The sequence below is a fragment of the Rhodococcus sp. P-2 genome (assembly GCF_016598535.1).
GTDB classification, from domain to species: Bacteria; Actinomycetota; Actinomycetes; order Mycobacteriales; family Mycobacteriaceae; genus Rhodococcus_F; species Rhodococcus_F baikonurensis.
The window spans coordinates 5,009,773-5,029,629 of sequence record NZ_CP066779.1 but is presented as its reverse complement, the minus strand read 5'-3'; the positions used below and the strand labels follow the sequence as shown (position 1 = coordinate 5,029,629).

General features: G+C 64.5%; 17 protein-coding genes. 1 reads left to right on the top strand and 16 read right to left on the bottom strand.

Annotated features, from left to right (window positions below):
• Nucleotides 1–18 precede the first annotated feature (18 nt).
• Both I7X09_RS23580 and fmt read right to left on the bottom strand, forming a co-directional pair.
• Entirely contained in the window at nucleotides 19–1,467 is a 1,449-nt protein-coding gene (locus I7X09_RS23580; protein WP_200313946.1) for an RsmB/NOP family class I SAM-dependent RNA methyltransferase, read from the bottom strand.
• Nucleotides 1,464–2,387: a methionyl-tRNA formyltransferase gene (fmt, locus tag I7X09_RS23575; protein ID WP_095970199.1), complete on the bottom strand. Its 924-nt coding sequence runs from the start codon at nucleotides 2,385–2,387 to the stop codon at nucleotides 1,464–1,466. Before fmt ends, I7X09_RS23580 begins: the two co-directional genes overlap by 4 nt.
• A 288-nt stretch (nucleotides 2,388–2,675) precedes the next feature.
• Between fmt and I7X09_RS23570 the strand changes: the two genes are divergently transcribed.
• Complete coding sequence (locus I7X09_RS23570) at nucleotides 2,676–2,882, top strand: hypothetical protein (RefSeq protein WP_003944900.1); 207 nt, start codon at nucleotides 2,676–2,678, stop codon at nucleotides 2,880–2,882.
• A gap of 27 nt (nucleotides 2,883–2,909) precedes the next feature.
• Here I7X09_RS23570 and I7X09_RS23565 read toward each other — a convergent pair whose 3' ends face one another.
• The 14 genes from I7X09_RS23565 to I7X09_RS23500 form a co-directional block, all read right to left on the bottom strand.
• Entirely contained in the window at nucleotides 2,910–3,929 is a 1,020-nt protein-coding gene (locus I7X09_RS23565; RefSeq protein WP_200313944.1) for an esterase/lipase family protein, read from the bottom strand.
• A gap of 94 nt (nucleotides 3,930–4,023) precedes the next feature.
• The gene (locus I7X09_RS23560) at nucleotides 4,024–4,692 is read right to left on the bottom strand and encodes a PadR family transcriptional regulator (RefSeq protein ID WP_397487717.1); all 669 of its coding nucleotides are present in this window, start codon (nucleotides 4,690–4,692) and stop codon (nucleotides 4,024–4,026) included.
• A gap of 190 nt (nucleotides 4,693–4,882) precedes the next feature.
• Entirely contained in the window at nucleotides 4,883–6,901 is a 2,019-nt protein-coding gene (locus tag I7X09_RS23555) for a primosomal protein N' (RefSeq protein WP_200313942.1), read from the bottom strand.
• A gap of 25 nt (nucleotides 6,902–6,926) precedes the next feature.
• Nucleotides 6,927–8,141: a methionine adenosyltransferase gene (metK, locus tag I7X09_RS23550; protein ID WP_095970204.1), complete on the bottom strand. Its 1,215-nt coding sequence runs from the start codon at nucleotides 8,139–8,141 to the stop codon at nucleotides 6,927–6,929.
• Between the two features lie 188 nt (nucleotides 8,142–8,329).
• Nucleotides 8,330–9,628, bottom strand: coding sequence for a bifunctional phosphopantothenoylcysteine decarboxylase/phosphopantothenate--cysteine ligase CoaBC (gene coaBC / locus I7X09_RS23545; protein ID WP_442800577.1), 1,299 nt, complete (start codon nucleotides 9,626–9,628; stop codon nucleotides 8,330–8,332).
• Entirely contained in the window at nucleotides 9,625–9,924 is a 300-nt protein-coding gene (gene rpoZ / locus I7X09_RS23540; RefSeq protein ID WP_003944996.1) for a DNA-directed RNA polymerase subunit omega, read from the bottom strand. Before rpoZ ends, coaBC begins: the two co-directional genes overlap by 4 nt.
• Before the next feature lie 98 nt (nucleotides 9,925–10,022).
• A complete protein-coding gene (gene gmk / locus I7X09_RS23535; RefSeq protein WP_020907704.1) occupies nucleotides 10,023–10,622 on the bottom strand; it encodes a guanylate kinase in 600 nt (199 codons plus the stop codon).
• Nucleotides 10,623–10,658: 36 nt separating this feature from the next.
• Complete coding sequence (gene mihF, locus I7X09_RS23530) at nucleotides 10,659–10,979, bottom strand: integration host factor, actinobacterial type (RefSeq protein ID WP_003944825.1); 321 nt, start codon at nucleotides 10,977–10,979, stop codon at nucleotides 10,659–10,661.
• Nucleotides 10,980–11,011: 32 nt separating this feature from the next.
• Entirely contained in the window at nucleotides 11,012–12,547 is a 1,536-nt protein-coding gene (locus I7X09_RS23525; RefSeq protein WP_234036692.1) for a glycosyltransferase 87 family protein, read from the bottom strand.
• Between the two features lie 57 nt (nucleotides 12,548–12,604).
• Entirely contained in the window at nucleotides 12,605–13,426 is an 822-nt protein-coding gene (gene pyrF / locus I7X09_RS23520) for an orotidine-5'-phosphate decarboxylase (RefSeq protein WP_095970206.1), read from the bottom strand.
• Entirely contained in the window at nucleotides 13,423–16,779 is a 3,357-nt protein-coding gene (carB, locus tag I7X09_RS23515) for a carbamoyl-phosphate synthase large subunit (protein WP_095970207.1), read from the bottom strand. The genes pyrF and carB overlap by 4 nt, the downstream gene beginning before the upstream one ends.
• A complete protein-coding gene (carA, locus tag I7X09_RS23510) occupies nucleotides 16,779–17,954 on the bottom strand; it encodes a glutamine-hydrolyzing carbamoyl-phosphate synthase small subunit (protein ID WP_064075331.1) in 1,176 nt (391 codons plus the stop codon). Before carA ends, carB begins: the two co-directional genes overlap by 1 nt.
• The gene (locus I7X09_RS23505) at nucleotides 17,951–18,517 is read right to left on the bottom strand and encodes a PH-like domain-containing protein (RefSeq protein WP_095970208.1); all 567 of its coding nucleotides are present in this window, start codon (nucleotides 18,515–18,517) and stop codon (nucleotides 17,951–17,953) included. Before I7X09_RS23505 ends, carA begins: the two co-directional genes overlap by 4 nt.
• 6 nt (nucleotides 18,518–18,523) lie before the next feature.
• Nucleotides 18,524–19,831 (bottom strand): dihydroorotase, encoded by a 1,308-nt coding sequence (locus I7X09_RS23500; RefSeq protein ID WP_003944990.1) that lies wholly within the window; start codon nucleotides 19,829–19,831, stop codon nucleotides 18,524–18,526.
• Nucleotides 19,832–19,857 lie beyond the last annotated feature (26 nt).

Here is a 19,857-nt window from a genome sequence, read left to right as displayed (position 1 = left end):
TGCCCAGAAGTCATCCGATCAGGCCAGCGGCTTGCGCAAAGCGGCCATGAACATCGCATCGGTCCCGTGGCGATGCGGCCACAACTGAACCGAAGACCCGTCTCCGACGTCCGGAACACCGGGCACCAATTCCTTGGTGTCGAGTTCCACGACGCCATGACGGCGCACGGCGTCGGCTACCACTGCGAGCGTTTCCGACAGATGTGGCGAGCACGTCGAGTACAGGACCACTCCGCCGGGGCGCACCAGTTCGATTGCAGCGGCAAGCAATTCACGCTGCAACTTCACGAGCGGAGCCACATCGGACGGCTGGCGGCGCCAACGGGCTTCCGGGCGCCGACGCAGCGCACCCAACCCGGTGCAGGGGGCGTCGACGAGGATGCGGTCGTAGCCGGGTTCGAGTCCCGATTCGCGGCCGTCCGCCACGTGTACGTCCACGGGAAGCTCGCGAGTCGTCTTGCGGATCAGTTCGGCGCGGTGTTCGACGGGCTCGACGGCGTCGAGGCGCCCGCCTTCGATACCGGCGAGAGCGCCGAGAAGCGCTGCCTTGCCACCCGGACCTGCGCAGAGGTCGAGCCAGCGGCCGGCGTCTTCACCTTCGAGGGGAGCAATGCTGAGGGCGCGGGCAACCAGCTGACTGCCCTCGTCCTGCACGCCCGCCAAACCTTGGCGGACCGCCTCGAGCTGTCCGGGGTCACCGCCGTCGAGATGCACGGCGTACGGCGAGTACGGTCCGATTTCCCCGCCGGTCACCAATGCGAGCTCCTCGGCAGAGATCTCACCGGGGCGGGCGACGAGGTGCACGGCAGGGCGCGCGTCGTCGGCGATCAGTACTTCTTCGAGTTCTCCGGCAGCAGCGCCGAGGGAGTCGGCGAAGACCTGCGAGATCCACAGAGGGTGCGCGTGCTCGAAGGCGAGACGGCCGACCGGGTCCTTCGGGGCCAGCAGTTCGACCCACTCGTCCTGGGTGCGTTCGGAGACGCGGCGCAAGACCGCGTTGACGAATCCCGCTCGGCCCTGGCCGTTTTCGGCGCGGACGAGGTCGACCGAGGTGGCGACGGCAGCGTGCGGTGCGACACGAGTGCGCAGCAGTTGGTACGAGCCGAGTCGGAGAACATCGAGCAGAGTTCCGTCGATCTCTTCGATCGGCCGACCCGCTGCATGCGCGATGACCGCATCCAGGAGGCCCTGAGCGCGGGCCGCGCCGTACGCGAGCTCGGTTGCCAGCGCCGCGTCGCGTGCGTCGAGTTTGCGGTCGCGAAGCAGTCCCGGCAGAACCAGGTTCGCGTATGCGTCACGTTCACGGACCGCGCGTAGGACGTCACGCGCTGCCAGACGCGGCTGATCGAGCCCGGCGGTTGCCGGATCCGGGCGCTTGGCCTGCTTCGGCTTGGTGTTCTTGCCGCCTGCTGCGCTCTTGGCTCCGGGGCCCTGTGTCCGCCGTGCCGGTCGTCGTGATTCGGTCACTGTGCTCGTACCTCCGCGTCGAGTCGGGCACCGCGTGCCCAGTCCCCTGCCGACATCAATTTCTTGCCCGGGGGCTGAATCTGCCCGAGTCGTACCGCGGTGGTCGCGGTACCGATGTAGAGACCATCCTTGCGTACCGAGATCTCGCCGACGGCCAGGGTCTCGTCCGTGACGGTGACCGGGCCGACCTTGACTCGAAGGTCACCGATCATCGTCCACGCGCCGGGCGCCGGTGTGACGGCGCGGATGTGACGGTCGATCGTGCGGGCGGGCAACTCCCACCGCACGCGGGCGGCGTCCACCGTTACTTTGGGGGCGTACGAGACGCCGTCGGCTGACTGCGGAACCGCGTTGATCTCTCCGGCCTCGAGTCCGTCGAGAACCGATTCGAGCAGAGTCGCGCCGTTTTCTGCCAGACGCCCGAGTAGATCGCCCGCCGTGTCGGTGTCACGAATCCGCTCGGTCATCACTCCGTACACCGGGCCCGTATCCATGCCGGCCTCCAAACGAAATGCGCTGGCGCCGGTCACCTCGTCACCGGCACTGATCGCGGCCTGCACCGGCGCGGCGCCGCGCCAGGCGGGAAGCAGCGAGAAATGCAGATTGACCCAACCGTGTTTCGGAATGTCGAGGATGTTCTGCGGCAACAGGTTTCCGTAGGCGACGACGGGTGCGCAGTCCGGCTCGAGGCGGGCAAGTTCGGCTGCGAAGTCGGGATCGGACGCCTTGGCCGGCGTCAGCACCGGGATGCCGTGCTCGTCGGCAAGGAGACCGATCGGCGAGCGGGTGACTTTGCGACCACGGCCCGCGACGGCGTCCGGACGTGTGACGACGGCTACCACTTCGTGGTTGGCGGACTCGATGAGACGACGCAGTGACGGAACCGCGGGTTCCGGTGTTCCGGCGAACACGACGCGCATGTCAGCTCTCCCGTTTCGGTGGGCTCTTCGGACTCTGATCAGCCGATCGGCCTGTCGAACGCGGTGGACTGCAACTCACGAAAATGCTCCCGGATGTGTCGGTGGGTGGAACTGTCAGTCTAAGGACTGCGGGAGCTACGACCTACCTCGCGCCACACCGAACCACTTTCTCAGCAATTTCTTTGATCAGAACCCTGCAGATTCACCGGTCGTCGGTATTGACTGTTTCTGTCGTCGCCACTCGGCGAAGGCTGATACGGGATACACCGATCACACGGAGGAACTTAGATGGCAGGCATCGACAGTAAGTTCGACAAGGCCTACGCGGGAAAGTCCGTCGAAGAATTGGCGGATGCCCCGGTCGCGGCACTCAACGGTGTAAGCGATTCGGATGCAGAGCATTTGAAGGCAGCGTTCAACATCAAGACGGTCCGCGATCTGGGAACCAACAAGTTCTTCCTGTGGGCTCAGGCCACTGCCAAACTCGCCGAGTAAGGATCCCGACCGAGGTGATGTCGGTGCTCACGAATTGGCATCGATGACCACTTGCGGAATATCCGTGCCGAGCGGCACCGCGCTGCACGTAGCGTGCCGCTCGGCATCGGGGTCGAGGACCGTCCGGATGACATCGATCACGTAGGGGTCGTACGGCATGCGGAAGTGGCCGGTCAGGTTCGACGGACACAGGTCCTGGAGAACGATGTTTTCTGCACCGGCGTCGCGCAGCGCGATGTTCGAGGACGGCTGGATCATCTCGTCGACAGTGGACCCGATTGTCGTGTAGCGGACGCCGGTTACCGTGTCACCGCCGTCGTTGAGAGCGTTCAACATATCCGACCCCTGCATCTGCTCTCGGACAGCTCGCGAGAAGACATCTTCGACAAAATCTTCTCCACCGGGGATCGCGCGGACGATCGGCACCAATCCGAACATCACGCCGCCGTAGGTCGGAGACGCCAGACCGACCCAATGATCGACGTACGCGTCCCCGCCCATCTTGTTGACGTAGTACCGCGTCACCGTCGCGCCTTGGGAGTACCCGATGACGTCGACCTTGTCCGCACCCGTCGCGGTCAGTACCTGATCGACGAAAGAACCGAACGCGGTGGCACTACCGACGATGTCTCCGACGCCGTAGGTCTCGTGCGCGACATCCCCGTCTTGTTCTTTGATCACACCGCCGTAATTGAGAGCGAAAACGCAGTAGCCGTCGGCTGCCAGTGCCGGCGACAGAGCCGCCCAATCCGCATACGCCTCGGTGTCGGTTCCGTGGGCGAGCAGAACCGGCCGAGGATGCGCTGCCGAGGGCGCACAGCCGAAATCGTTCGACCCGGCAGGGGCAGATCCGGGATGAGCATGCGCATATGCCGTAGCGACGGAACGGGTCGCCTGACCCGGGCCGATGTCGAGGGGAACATCCATCGCGTCGGCACTCGAAGACGGCAGCGACGGTGCGGCAGCCGATATCGCGGGCGGTGCCCCGATCAGCAGCGCCACTGCTACCGAAAATGTCAGTCCCACAGACCGTTTGACGCCAGCCATTGTTCCTGCTCCTGCTCTGATCCTACGAGGGAGCTGACCGTAACACCAGAAACTTCGAGGCGCATACCCTACCGAACAGTAGGTATCCGACGTCTCAATTGCCGCCTTCAGCGGCATCGTCGCCGGCAAGCACTCGGTACAGCGACTTGCGTGCCTCGACCAGCACGTCGGCTGCGGCCTTGACCTGCGCGGGCGTGCCTACAGCGGCCACTTGACCGGCCGCGCCCATCAACTGTCCGATCAGTTCACGAAGGTCCTGCTCCGGCTCCCCCACGCTGAGACGAACGTCATCCCACGGCGCCCCGAGATCGGCGCGATGCTCCTCGACGTACGCGACGCCTTCCTCGGTCAGCTTGGCAGTCTTGCGGCCGGCGACCTTTTCGATGATCACCAGTCCTTCGTCCTCGAGTTGGGACAGCGCGGGATAAATGGAGCCCGGACTCGGCTTCCAGACGCCACCACTACGCTCGACGATCTGCTGAATCAATTCGTAGCCGTGCATCGGCTCTTCGGCGATCAACAGCAAGATCGCGGCGCGCACGTCCCCCCGACGACCGCGCCCACCACGTCCTCGCCCCCGACCGAATTGTGCGCCCGGACCGAACCCGGGGCCAGGTCCGCCGTCGGGACCGAAACGACCACGTCGATGGCCTCTGCGTGGCATCTCACCGAAGCCAGGGCGCTCATGCGGCCGACCGCGTCGTCCACCGTCTCGATCGCCGGAACCATCGCCCGGCGCGCCGTCGTCCGTCGGCACCCACATCACGAACGGCGGCCGCTGTTCACGTCCGAAAGCGCCGAAGAAACCGCGCCGGCCGAACATCCCCTCGTTCGGGAAACTTGCATCCATCGTCGAACCTCCATAACTATCGTTGATAGTTCGACGATATATCGCCATATCGGGTTGTGCAAGATCTTCGCGGCACACAAGGATGCCTCTGACAGCTCGAAACTCAGCCGATGCGGCGTGGGTCGATCTGAATGCGGACCGGACCCGATGACTTCCGTGCACTGCGTGCCGCTCGCGCATGTGCCAGTGCGTCCGCAAGACCCCGACCGTCCATGCGTGGAACGCGGACCAGCATTCGCTCTGGCGCGACACCACTCTCGTCCTCACCGGAATACGGAAGCCTCTCCCCCGCAGGCAATTCCACTGGACCGAGGAGTACAGCGCTTGCCGGCAGTTCCGCCGACTCCACCAACTCCGCAATTGCTGCGGATCCACCGTCGATCGCAGCCATGTGAACGGCCGGAGGAAAGCCGACCTCGTCTCGTTCCTCGAATTGAGACTGTGCGTGCCCCACCGGATCCCACCGGACCAACGCCTGCACCGTAGGGATACCCGAGTCCGCGACAACTACGACTTCACCGCCTTCGGACAGCGGAATCACCATGGCGGCAGCCGACATCCAGCGCCTGAGTGTTTCCTCGGCGGCGCGAAGATCGGGCCGTCCGAGCAGTGCCCACCCGTCGAGCAAGAGTGCGGCGCCGTAGCCGCCGGTCATCACCGGCTCCGCACCGACCGTCGACACCACCAACGCAGGCCCGTGTGGAAGTTCCTTGACCACGTCACCGCCCCCGGACAGAACAACTTTCACACCGGGAAACGCTCGCCCGAGTTCTTCGGCGGTCCGACCGGCACCAACCACCACCGCGCGCAACGCTTTCGCACCGCACGCGTGACATCGGTAGGCGGCATCGGCAACCCCGCACCAGCGGCACGCCGGTGTGCCGGCGCCGTCCGGGCCTGCCGCAGCAGGAAGAGCGAGCGGGCCGTTGCACCGACGGCACCGTGCCGGGGCACGGCACTTTCCGCATGCCAAGGTCGGCACGTATCCTCGCCGAGGCACCTGCACCAGGACGCCGTTGCCCTCACCCAGAGCACGCCGCGCGGCCGCGAATGCAATAGCGGGCAAACGAGCCGCTCTGGCTCCCGGATCGCGGGCCAAGGCTTGATCACTGTCGGCCAGCGCGGTGATCTTCGGTGCGTGGGCACGAACGACGTCCCGCGTGGCGACCAGATCGTGCGCCCATCCCGAATCGACGAGTACCTGCGCTTCCGCCGTACGTGAGAACCCACCGATCACGACGGCGCACCCGGCGACGTAGCCCCGCAGGACCGCAACTTCCCGGGCGTGCGGATACGGCGACCGTGGCTCGGAGAGATTGTCGTCGCCGTCGTCCCAGACGACGACCAGACCGGTCTCAGGTGTCGGCGCAAAAACAGCGCTCCGCGTGCCGACGACGATCCGGGCGGTCCCGCGCAGTGCTGCGAGCCACCTTCGGTATCGCATGGCCGGTCCCAGGCCCGCGGACAGACCCACCACTGCATCCGCTCCGGAGAGTTCGGTACATGCGGCGACCACGCGGTCCAGATCGCGTTGATCGGGCACAACCAGGATCGCGGATTTACCACTGGCCGCTACAGCCCCGGCCAGTTCGGCCAGGCGCAGTGGCCAGTTTTCACCAGGCAAAGCCTGCCAGACCGCACGCGGGCTTTTCGACTCGCGAATCGCGGACAGGAAGGCGTCACCGAATCTGTAGAGATGCCAACCATTTTCGATCGGTTCAGGAGCGGGAGGCGGCTCGCCGAGCTCCCACGGTTCCGCCTCGACCTTCGCGTGGCGCGGCGGCACCGCCAAGCGGAGGACATCGGCACGGGTTCCGGCATAACGCTCCGCCACTCGATCGACGACTTGCGCGATTTCGGCGGTCAGGACACGCTCGGACGAAATGACGCGTTCGAGCCAGCCGAACTTCCCCTGATGGTCACTGGTTGCCTCGCGCGAGACGATGAAACCGTCCACCAGACGACCAGCGAAGCGGATGCGCACCCGGACTCCGGGCTGCGCATCCGCTTCGAGTTCACGAGGAACGAGGTAGTCGAATTCACGGTCGAGGTGAGCGAGCGGGAGCATCGGCAGCACCCGGGCGACCGGATCGACTTCTGCCGCTACTCTTTCCGCGCCCACCCGCGCCCCGTCTGTACGTCAGTGATCAGAGACCAGCTGCGCTACGCAGCTTGTCGGCGCGATCGGTGCTCTCCCACGGAAGATCGATGTCGGTGCGACCGAAGTGACCGTATGCTGCCGTCTGCGCGTAGATCGGGCGCAGCAGGTCGAGGTCGCGGATGATCGCTCCCGGACGCAGGTCGAAGATCTCGGTGATCGCCTTCTGGATCCGTGCCGGATCGGTCTTCTCGGTGCCGAAGGTTTCGACGAAGAGTCCGACCGGAGCTGCCTTGCCGATGGCGTAGGCAACCTGAACCTCGATGCGGTCTGCGAGACCCGCGGCAACAGCGTTCTTGGCCACCCAACGCATGGCGTAGGCAGCACTGCGGTCGACCTTTGACGGGTCCTTGCCGGAGAACGCGCCACCACCGTGGCGAGCCATTCCGCCGTACGTGTCGACGATGATCTTGCGACCGGTCAGGCCGGCGTCACCCATCGGGCCACCGAGGACGAACTTGCCCGTCGGGTTGACCAGCAGGCGAACATCGGAGGTGTCGAGGTCGGTGAGGTTCACATCGGCCAGCACCGAATGGAGCACCTTCTCGCGAAGGTCCGGCGTCAGCAGGTTGTCGAGATCGATGTCCGCTGCGTGCTGGGTGGAGATGACCACGGTGTCGAGACGGACAGCCTTGTCGCCGTCGTACTCGATGGTGACCTGGGTCTTGCCGTCCGGGCGCAGGTACGGCAGCACGCCGGACTTGCGGACCTCGGTCAACCGGCGGGAGAGACGATGAGCCAGCGCGATGGGCAGCGGCATCAGTTCCGGCGTGTCCGTGGTGGCGTAACCGAACATCAGGCCCTGGTCGCCCGCACCCTGACGGTCGATCTCGTCGTCGCTGATTCCGTCGACGCGAGCCTCGTGCGAATGATCGACACCCTGCGCGATCTCGGGCGACTGAGCGCCGATCGCGACGTTGACACCGCACGAGTTTCCGTCGAAACCCTTCGCGGAGCTGTCGTAGCCGATTTCGAGGACCGTGTCGCGCACGATCTTCGGAATGTCCGCGTACGCAGTGGTGGTGACCTCGCCGGCTACGTGAACCTGGCCGGTGGTGACCAGTGTCTCGACGGCCACGCGGGCGCGCGGGTCCTGGGTGAGCAGCGCGTCGAGGATCGAGTCGCTGATCGCGTCACAGATCTTGTCCGGGTGCCCCTCGGTGACGGACTCGCTGGTGAATAGCCGACTGCCGGACTTGCTCACAGATCTCCCTCTCGACGACTGAGTTCTTGACTACAGCTTATTGAAGTATCCGAATCACCGTTCGGTGACCGTTTTGTCATGCTTTGTTAGCTGGGGGCTGAGCCGACGATAACGGTTGGACCGCCTGCGCAACACCCTTGTACTCACCCGATTATCGTGGGGTAACTCTCACCACCGGGCGCGTGTCGCTACTCGGGGAAGAGCTTGACCAGGGCGTCGAGTACTCGACTGGCCATCAAAGCCTTGGATCCGTGTTCGAGAGCGGACTCCGAGCCGTCGGAACCGAGTAACCAACCGTCGTTGTGATCGACCTCGAACGCCTTGCCCTCACCGACCGCATTGACCACGAGGAGATCGCAACCTTTGCGGGCCAGCTTGGATCGGGCATAAGTGAGAACGTCACCGTGGGCGTCACCGGTCTCTGCGGCGAATCCGACGATCACCGTTCGAGCATCCAGATCGCCGTCACGACGGGCTTCGACGAGACCGGCGAGGATGTCGGCGTTTCTGGTGAGGCTGATCGAGTCGGGTTCGTTTGCGCCCTTCTTGATCTTGCTGCCTTCGACGGTGGTGGGGCGGAAGTCCGCGACAGCCGCAGCCATGACGACTCCGTCGTGTCCCGGTGCGTGCTTCTCCACCGCCAATCGGAGATCTTCCGCCGTCTTGATGTGCACGACGTCGACAGCGGCGGGGTCGGCGAGATCGGCCGTGTAGCCGGCGATCAGCGTGACGTGCGCGCCGCGTTGTGCGGCCAGACGGGCGAGCGCGTAGCCCTGTTTGCCCGAGCTGCGATTACCGAGAAAGCGCACGGGATCCAGCGGCTCGCGAGTACCGCCGGCAGTGACCAGAATGCGGCGACCTTCCAGGTCGCGCGGCAACGCGTCCGAGCGCTCGAGGAGCAACGATGCCAAACCGACGATCTCGTCGGGTTCGGGAAGTCGACCCGCTCCGGTGTCTTTTCCGGTCAACCGCCCGGAGGCAGGTTCGATCACGTGGACGCCGCGCGAGCGCAGTGTCGCCACGTTGGACGCCGTTGCGGGGTGCTCCCACATCTCGGTGTGCATTGCTGGGGCGAAGACGACCGGACAGCGCGCGGTCAACAAAGTGGCCGTCAACAGGTCGTCTGCGCGACCCATGACAGCTCGCGCCATCAGATCAGCGGTTGCCGGCGCGATGACGACGAGATCGGCTTCCTGTCCGAGACGGACATGCGGAACCAGCGGGACGTCGTTGAAGACGCCGGTGTGAACCGGGTTGCCGGAGAGTGCTTCGAACGTCGCGCGGCCGACGAACTCCAGAGCAGATTCGGTCGGAATCACGCGGACGTGATGACCGCTCTCGGTGAAGCTGCGGATGATCGAGCACGCTTTGTACGCGGCGATACCCCCACCGACACCGACGACAATGCGCTTACGTATCGATGTGGGTGCGTCGGACACTCCCCCGACACCCGAACGAGGTTCGGGTGCGGCAGACGTGGTGCTCACTCGCCTTCGGTGTGCTCGAGGAGATCAGCGTGGATTTCACGCAACGCGATGGACAGCGGCTTTTCCTGCAGACCGGGCTCGACCAGAGGTCCGACGTATTCGAGGATGCCGTCACCGAGCTGGTTGTAGTAGTCGTTGATCTGGCGTGCACGCTTGGCCGAGTAAATCACCAGGGCGTACTTGGAAGAGGTGCGTTCGAGCAACTCGTCGATCGGCGGGTTGGTGATGCCGAGCGGGGTGTCGTAGGCAGGCAGAGCGCCCTGACCTGCTGCGGACGCGGCTGAAGTGCTGCTCACTCTTGTGTCTCCTGAATTAGATCTTCATTGAAGAACTAGTTTTATCGATCCGGATATCTGAGAAACAGGATGGAAATCGGTTCCCGAAGGGTGCCGAATCAGTTCCCAACCAACAAGGATACCAACTCATCGCAAGCACGGCTTACATCCTCGTTCACGATGACCGTGTCGAACTCGTCCTGTGCGGCCAATTCCACTCGGGCCGTCTCGAGTCGCCGTGCCACGACGTCTTCCGTTTCGGTGCCTCGTCCGGTCAGCCGTTGCACCAGAACGTCCCAGCTCGGTGGAGCCATGAACACCAACAGAGCCTCGGGCATCGCTTTCCGGACAGCTCGTGCTCCGGCGAGATCGACCTCGACGAGAACGGGCTTTCCAGCTTCGAGTGCTTCTTCGATCGGAGCTGCGGGGGTGCCGGAGCGCTGCAGACCGCCGTGGATTTCCGCCCATTCGAGAAGTTCACCGGAGTCGATCATCCGTTGAAATTCTTCGCGGGAGGTGAATCGGTAGTCCTTGCCGTCCACTTCACCTGGACGGGGATCGCGAGTGGTTGCCGAAACACTGAAAACGAGTTCGGGCAACCGAGTTCTCAGCTCGCGAACGACGCTGGACTTACCGACAGCCGAAGGGCCGGCCAGTACAACCAGCCGACCCCTCCGCACTGCGGTCTTGCTCTCTGACACTGTTGCGTCAGCAATCATCAGACACTGCCGCGTCAGCAATCATCACTTGTCGGCTCAGGCCTCGAAGTCAAACTTGGTGAGCAGAGCCTTGCGCTGCCGATCACCGAGGCCACGAAGGCGACGGGTCGGTGCAATCTCCAGCTCGGTCATGATCTCCTGAGCCTTGACCTTGCCCACCTTGGGCAGCGCCTCGAGCAGTGCCGAAACCTTCATCTTGCCCAAGATTTCGTTGTCTTCGGCGTCCTTGAGGACCTGCTTGAGGTCGGTGCCGCCACGCTTCAGGCGCTCCTTGAGCTCAGCCCTGGCCTTGCGGGCAGCAGCTGCCTTCTCCAAAGCAGCAGCGCGCTGCTCATCAGTCAACTGGGGAAGGGCCACGGTTCCTCCGTCTCGTCGTGTGCAAATTTTGTCTATTCCGCTGATAACCAGCAGCGATAGCGACCGTACTCACGCCTGGCGCGAATTGCTAACCCACCCCCCGCGGTCCGATGCAGATCGCGGTGGGTTATGCGCGTCGAATCGATGTCACCGATCGTCGCCATTTTCGGCAGGATCGAGACGGATTCGGCGCAACATGAACGTGCGTACAATACCGAAATAGACTGTAACACAATGTATTTCGTCAATCGCGGCATGACCGCCCTGAGTACGTGTGCGAAATCGTTACCTGCGGGAATGAACGTGGTCGCCGACACATCCAAAATTTTCGAGCATTTTCGACGCCCATGCGCGTGTCGCGGCCTGTTTTCAGGTCTGCAGCGACGATTCGGATCGCCGGCGTCGACCGTCTCGGGTTCGGTGCGGCTCACACCGGGGGCAGCCAGAGCGATGACCACCGCGAGGCTCGCCCAGAGCAATGAATTCTCCAGTACGAAGCCGAAGACCGGGACATCCATGTCCGCGCCGACTCGCGGAAGCCGAAACAGGACTACTGCGGCAGTGAGGCTGATGGCGACCCAGGACCACACGGGCACGGTTCGAGTGCGCTCCCCCACGCTTGGCTTGATCGGAACCAGGAGCACGCCCACCGCCGGCACCAACCACACGAAGTGGTGGGTCCAGGCAATGGGAGTCACGACTGCCGCCAGCAGAGCCACCACCGTGAAACCGGCAAGATCACCCCGCAGGCGCTGAGCACGCCGTGTTGCGACAATTCCGACGACACCCAACACTGCACAGGCGAAAAGCCATGCGGGACCCACCAGGCCCTCGGGAAGTAGCCGCAAGGCCATTCCACGCACGGACTGGTTGCCGAACACAGAAGGGTCGCCGACAGCGACGCGCCCCGACAGTGAGGCGATGTCACCGAAGTAGTCGATCGTCTGGCGCGGGAGAACCGCCAAGCCGAGTGCCGTTGCGCCGAGGAAGCCGGCGAGGCCGCCCGCAACCGCTTTCCAGCGCCCGGTGATCACGTAGTAACCGATGTAGACGAGCGGCACCAGTTTGACCGCCCCGGCGATCCCCACCAACACACCCTCGGGAATCCACCGTGGTCGAGCCAGCACGTCGATCAGACACAGGAGCGTCAGGAACAACCCGACCTGCCCGTACCCGAGGTGATCGGAGATCGGTGATGCTGCCGTCCACAGGACCAGGAAACCCACGTAGACCACGACCGGTCGCTTACGCGTGAACGGGACTTCGCGGTAGCTGAGCACGATGATCGCGGCCAGCATCAGGAGGCTGACAAAACTCCATCCCCACTGGACCGCGCCCCACGAGCCCAAGGCGACCGGAACGGCGACGAGCGCGGCGAAGGGCGGATACGTGAACGGCAATCTCGCGTTGAACGACTCGTCGTACAGGTTCGAGCCGTCGAGGACGGCCTGACCCGCCGTCCGGTACACGGCGAGATCGTCGCCGTGTACGCCGGTGACGGATTGGAACCCGGTGGCCAGCAGCGCGCACGCCGCGATGAGAAGTCCGGTCTGCCACCAACGATTCACCGACGGACGGTACCACCGGGTTCCACCGCTCGAACGAGCCTCGAGGTCACTCACGGATCAGTTCGCCAATGCGGCTTCGATCTCGTCTCGGTCACGCATTGCTGCCTCCCGAAGTGCCGATACCGAAGGACCGTGCCTGAGCACCCCGCGTGAGGTGTTCGGCAGCAGGAGTTCGGTCGAGCCGGCAAAGATGTCTGCGAGATCCGCTGCCGTTGCGCCCTGCGCGCCGAGCCCCGGAGCGAGAATCGGCCCGTTGAACTGCGACAGGTCCAGACCGTGGTCCCGAGTTGCACCAACCACCAGTCCGACGGTGTCGCGGCCGTCGGCGTTCGCGTCGACCGCCGCATTCACGATCGACTGAGCCACGCTCACACCGTCGGCCGACGACTGTTGAAGTTCGCCACCCTCAGGATTGGACGTTCGGGCCAGCACGAAGATCCCGCGTGCGTTCTCCCTCGCCAGTTCGAGTGTCGGAGCCAGCGCCCCGAACCCCAGGTACGGCGAAACAGTGACCGAGTCGGAGGCCAACGGTGAATCACCCAACCAGGCTTGCGCGTACGCGTCCATCGTCGATCCGATGTCACCACGCTTGGCGTCCGCGACGACGAGCGTTCCCGCGTCGCGGAGGACCGAGATGGTCCGCTCCAACACGGCGAAGCCGGCGCTGCCGTATGCCTCGAAGAACGCGACCTGAGGTTTGACGAGTCCGACCTCACCGGTGAACGCCTCGACGCAGATCTCGGCGAAAGTCTCGAGACCCTCAGCAGTACGCGGCAGTCCCCACGCGTCGAGAAGTGCGGGATGCGGGTCGATGCCGACGCACAGCCGCCCCCGGTCCGCGATCGCGGACCGGAGACGATGCCCCCAGCTGTGACTCACGACTGCTGTGCCGGCCGGCGAAGACCTGCGTGCAGTTCCTGCAGGGAGTGAACCCCGATGTCGCCGCGGATGGCCGCTTCGATGCCTTGTACGGCAGCCGAGGCACCCTGCACCGTCGTGATGCACGGGATGTTCGACGCTACTGCTGCGCTTCGGATCTCGTAGCCGTCGACGCGCGGGCCGTTGTTGCCGTACGGCGTGTTGATGACCATGGCGACCTCGCCGCTGCGGATCTGGTCGACGATGGTCTCGGCACCGGCCGGAACATCCTCACCCGACTGCTTGTACACCTGCTTGCACTCGATACCGTTGCGCCGCAACACATCTGCGGTCCCTTCGGTGGCAAGAATGGTGAATCCGAGATCTGCCAGGCGCTTGACCGGGAAGATCAGCGAACGCTTGTCCTTGTTGGCGACCGAGACGAACACCGCGCCCGTGGTGGGCAAGGAACCGTAGGCAGCCGTCTGCGACTTGGCAAAAGCCGTACCGAAGTCGAAGTCGATTCCCATGACCTCTCCGGTGGACTTCATCTCAGGGCTGAGCAAGGTATCCACGCCGGTACCGTCGGCGCGGCGGAAGCGGTTGAACGGCAACACAGCTTCCTTGACCGCGATCGGTGCACCGGCCGGAGTGTTTCCACCGTCACCGGTCGCCGGCAGGATGCCGCTTGCGCGCAGCTCGGCGATGGATTCGCCGAGCATGACGCGGGCGCATGCCTTGGCCAGCTGGACGGCCGTCGCCTTGGACACGAACGGAACCGTACGGCTGGCGCGGGGGTTCGCTTCCAGCACGTAGAGGATGTCGTCCTTGAGGGCGTACTGGACGTTGAGCAGACCCTTGACACCGATGCCCTTTGCAAGAGCCTCGGTGGAGCGGCGGACGTTCTCGAGATCCGCACGACCCAGAGTGATGGGCGGAAGCGCACACGCCGAGTCGCCGGAGTGAATGCCGGCTTCCTCGATGTGCTCCATGACGCCACCGAGGTACACCTCGGTGCCGTCGCACAGAGCGTCGACGTCGATCTCGACCGCGTCTTCGAGGAAGCGGTCGACCAGGACCGGACGATCGTCGGAGATCTCCGTGGCACGCGAGATGTAGTCGGCGAGGGAAGCCTCGTCGTAGACGATCTCCATGCCGCGACCACCGAGCACGTACGACGGACGCACCAGCACCGGGTAGCCGATGCCGGCTGCGATCTCGCGAGCGCCGTCGAACGTGGTGGCGGTACCGAACTTCGGTGCAGGCAGTCCGGCTTCGGTGAGCACGCGACCGAATTCGCCGCGGTCCTCCGCCAAGTCGATGGCTGCGGGGCTGGTTCCCACGATGGGGACTCCGGCAGCTTCGAGGCGCTTCGCCAATCCGAGCGGGGTCTGGCCGCCGAGTTGGACGATGACGCCGGCAACGGTGCCCGACTGAGCCTCCGCGCGGTAGACCTCGAAGACGTCCTCGAACGTCAGCGGCTCGAAGTACAGGCGATCAGCAGTGTCGTAGTCCGTAGAGACTGTCTCGGGGTTGCAGTTGACCATGACGGTCTCGTACCCGGCTTCGGACAGCGTCTGCGCCGCGTGGACACACGAGTAGTCGAACTCGATGCCCTGACCGATGCGGTTGGGGCCGGATCCGAGAATCAGAACCTTGGGACGCTCGGTCTGCGGAGCCACCTCGGACTCGGCCTCAGGATCAAGCTCGTAGGTCGAGTAGTGGTACGGCGTCTTGGCCTCGAACTCTGCGGCACAGGTGTCGACGGTCTTGTAGACGGGGCGCACGCCCAGCTGATCACGCAGAGCGCGAACGGCGTCCTCACCTGCGTGCGTGTCACCACCGAGTTCGGGGCGCAGAGCCGCGATCTGGCGGTCCGAGATGCCGTGGTACTTGGCCTGACGCAGGGCAGCCTCGTCGAAAGACTCTGCAGCGCGCAGCTTTTCACCGAGCTCGTGAATCTGCTGGAACTGGTCGAGGAACCACGGATCGATCTTGGTGGCGTCGAAGAGCTGCTCGACAGTTGCGCCGAGGGCGAATGCCTTCTCGATGCCGTACATGCGGCCGTCCTGCGGAACGCTCAGATCGGCGAGCAGTGCGTCCAGGCTCTCCGTCTCGATGTCGGCGCCGGTCCAGTAACCCGCACGCTTGGTTTCGAGTGAACGCATGACCTTGCCGAAGGCCTCGGTGAAGTTGCGGCCGATACTCATGGCCTCGCCTACCGACTTCATCGTGGTGGTCAGGGTTCCGTCGGCACCGGGGAACTTCTCGAAAGCGAACCGCGGAGCCTTGACGACGACGTAGTCGAGCGTCGGCTCGAAGCAGGCCGGGGTTTCCTTGGTGATGTCGTTGACGATCTCGTCGAGCGTGTAGCCGATGGCAAGCTTGGCGGCCATCTTCGCGATCGGGTAACCGGTCGCCTTCGACGCCAGAGCCGACGAGCGGGACACGCGCGGGTTCATCTCGATGACAACCAGGCGGCCGTCCTTCGGGTCCATCGCGAACTGGATGTTGCAGCCGCCGGTGTCGACGCCCACCTCACGCAGGATGTCGATGGAAAGGTCGCGCATCGCCTGGTACTCGCGGTCGGTCAGTGTCATCGCCGGAGCGACCGTCACGCTGTCTCCGGTGTGGACACCGACCGGGTCGACGTTCTCGATGGAGCAGACGATCACGACGTTGTCGCGACTGTCACGCATGAGCTCGAGTTCGTATTCCTTCCAGCCGAGGATGGATTCCTCGATCAGGACGTTCGCCGTCGGCGACGCGGCGAGACCGCCACCGGCGATCCGGTTCAGATCGTCGACGTCGTACGCCATGCCGGAACCGAGGCCGCCCATGGTGAAGGACGGGCGCACGACAACCGGGTAACCGAGTTCGGCGACCGTGGCGTGTACTTCGTCCATCGTGTAGCACACTGCGGACTTCGCGGATTCGCCACCGACCTTGGCGACGATGTCCTTGAACTTCTGGCGATCTTCGCCGCGCTGGATGGCGTCGAAGTCGGCGCCGATCAGTTCGACGTCGTACTTCTCGAGGATGCCTTGCTCGTGCAGCGCCACTGCGGCGTTGAGCGCAGTCTGACCGCCGAGCGTCGCGAGGACGGCGTCGATCTTGTTGCCCTGCAACGCTTCCTTGGCGATGACCTTCTCGAGGAACTCTGCCGTGATCGGCTCGACGTACGTGGCGTCGGCGAACTCGGGGTCCGTCATGATGGTGGCGGGGTTGGAGTTGACGAGGCTGACGCGCAGGCCCTCCTCCTGGAGGACGCGGCAAGCCTGGGTGCCCGAGTAGTCGAACTCGCAGGCCTGACCGATGACGATCGGACCGGAGCCGATTACCAGGATGTGCTTGAGATCTGTACGGCGTGGCATTAGTTCTTGACTCCGGTTTCTTTCCGTGCGGAGAGCAGGCTGGTGAAGCGGTCGAAGAGGTACGCAGCGTCGTGCGGGCCGGCTGCTGCCTCCGGGTGGTACTGCACCGAGAAGGCCGAATCGTCGAGCAGGCGAACACCTTCGACGGCGCCGTCGTTTGCGCAGGTGTGGCTGACGACCGCGCGACCGAACGGGGTGTCGAATTCCTGGCCGGCTTCGCCTTCGAGTGCGAAGCCGTGGTTCTGCGCGGTGATCGCGATACGACCGGTCTGATGCTCGATCACCGGGATGTTGATGCCGCGGTGTCCGAACTTCATCTTGTACGTGCTCAGGCCGAGGGCGCGGCCCAGGATCTGGTTACCGAAGCAGATACCGAACAGCGGCAAGCCCTGTCCGATGACCTCTTTCGTGAGGTGAACGGCACCGTCGGCGGTGGCCGGATCACCAGGGCCGTTGGAGAGGAACACTCCGTCGGCCTTCAGGTCGAGGATCTGTTCGAGACTCGCGTTGGACGGCAACACGTGGACGCGGATGCCGCGCTCGGCGAACATGCGCGGGGTGTTGGTCTTGATACCGAGGTCGATGGCGGCAACCGTGTACAGCGCCTCGCCACCCTTCGGCTCGACGACGTAGCCGCTGGTGGTGCTGACCTCACCGGCAAGATCGGCGCCGAGCATGGTCGGCTGATCCTGGACCCGGCGAACCAACTCGTCATCGGCGGCGATGGCTTCACCGGAGAAAATGCCGGCCTTCATCGAACCGCGGGTGCGCAGGTGGCGAACCAGGGCACGAGTGTCGATCCCGGCGATTCCGACGATGCCCTGCTCTTCGAGCTTGGCCTGCAGCGAACCGGTTGCACGCCAGCTCGAGGTGACGCGCGAGGGGTCACGAACGACGTATCCGGCAACCCAGATCTTGGCGCCGGCACGCTCGCCGGTCGGTCCGACCGACTCGTCGTCTTCGTCGTTCCAGCCGGTGTTGCCGATCTGCGGCGCGGTGGAGACCACGATCTGGCGGTGGTAGCTGGGATCGGTGAGCGTTTCCTGGTAGCCGGTCATTCCGGTGCTGAACACCGCTTCGCCCAGGGTCTGTCCAACCGCACCGAAGGTGGTTCCGCGGAACACCCGTCCGTCTTCGAGGACCAGTACTGCCGGGCTGTTACCAAAGCCGCTCATGCGTTCTTTCCGTTCTGCTCGATGTCGCCAGAGCTTGCGTCTTCGTTGTCATTCGTCTTGTTCGAAGCAGTCTTGTTCGAAGCAGTTACCGGCTTGACCCAGTCCGGATAGACCGTCTTGTCGTCACCGCGCACGCCCGTGTCGATCTCGGTTCCGCTCGGCAATTCCCAGCGGATGACCAGGACGCCGTCCTTGCTCATGACCTTGCCGGCGAGACCGTTCTCCGTGCGGATCGCGCGGATCGACTTCTCCGGAATCCATATGGCCGACGCACCGTCACGCTCGACCAGAATTCCGCCGCTGTAGCGGCTGATCTCGCAGGTGGCGCGGAAACCGAGGTCGCCCACGGCGATACGGTCCTGCCAACTGGGTGCGATGGTGCTGCCGACGTAGAGGCCGGTGGTCGGCAGCACGAGCAGCTCACCCAGGGTTGCCGGTACCGTCGGCAGCTCGCCGATCCTGTCTTTCTGGCGTCGAGCGCGTCCACGCCAGCCGACGTACATCAGGCCGATCATCGCGACCCAGAAGATCGCCAGGCCGATGATCCACAGTGCTCTGTCCATGACGCGCTACTCCTCGCTACTCCGCAGCCGCACATTCCCGTCGTGTGCGGTGATGCGGCCACGTAACAGTGTGGTCGTGACCCGAGCGGGCAATGTCATCGACTCGTACGGAGTGTTATGCGCGACACTCGCCAGGTCGGGACCGTGGACCGTCCACTCGGCCGACGGATCGACCAATGTCAGGTTCGCCGGCTCCCCCACCTCGATGGGGCGGCCCTGATCGTCGAGGCCCACGATTGCCGCAGGGCGCTCGCTCATGACCCGGGCAACACCGCGCCAGTCCAACAGGCCAGGCTGGACCATCGTCTGCACGATGATCGACAGCGCCGTCTCGAGGCCGAGCATTCCGGGACGAGCGGCCGCGAATTCGCAGCACTTGTCCTGCTCGGCGTGCGGAGCATGGTCGGTCGCGACGCAGTCGATGATGCCCTCGGCCAGACCCTTGCGCAGGGCAGCAACATCGCTGGCCTCACGCAAGGGAGGATTGACCTTGTTGATCGCGTCGTACGTCTCGAGCCGTGAATCGTCGAGGAGCAGGTGATGCGGGGTGACCTCGGCGGTGATCGAAATCCCTTGGCTGCGAGCCCACTTCACGAGTTCAACGGTTCCGGCGGTGGATGCGTGGCAGATGTGAACGCGAGCTCCGGCGTCACGCGCGAGGAGTGCGTCACGGGCGACGATCGATTCTTCGGCTGCTCGCGGCCATCCGGCCAGGCCGAGACGCGCGGCCGTGGGACCCTCGTGGGCGACCGCACCGACGGTCAGGCGGGGCTCTTCGGCGTGCTGTGCGATCAGAACGCCCAGTGAGCTGGAGTATTCGAGCGCGCGACGCATGATCAGTGGGTCGTAGACGCAGTGGCCGTCGTCGGAGAACATCTTGACCTTGCCGACGCCAGCGGCCATGGTCGCCATCTCGGCGAGCTGCTTGCCTTCCAGGCCTGCGGTGACTGCGCCAACGGGGTGGACGTCGACGAGGCCGACTTCCTGACCGCGTCGCCAGACGTGATCGGTGATGACCACCGAATCGGCGACGGGGCTCGTGTTGGCCATCGCGAAGACCGCGGTGTATCCACCCAGCGCGGCTGCCGAGCTACCGGTTTCGATGGTCTCGGTGTCTTCGCGGCCCGGCTCACGCAGATGCGTGTGCAGATCCACGAAGCCGGGAAGCAGGATCTGCCCGCCGGCATCGATCACCTCGGATGCCGTGGCCGGATCGAGGTCCACGCCGATCTCGAGGATCGTGCCGTCGCCGACGAGTACGTCGGTGGGCTCACCTTCTCCGTAGATCAGGACTCCGCGGAGCAGGACACTCACGGGTGATTCTCCGTTCTCGTTTCTCG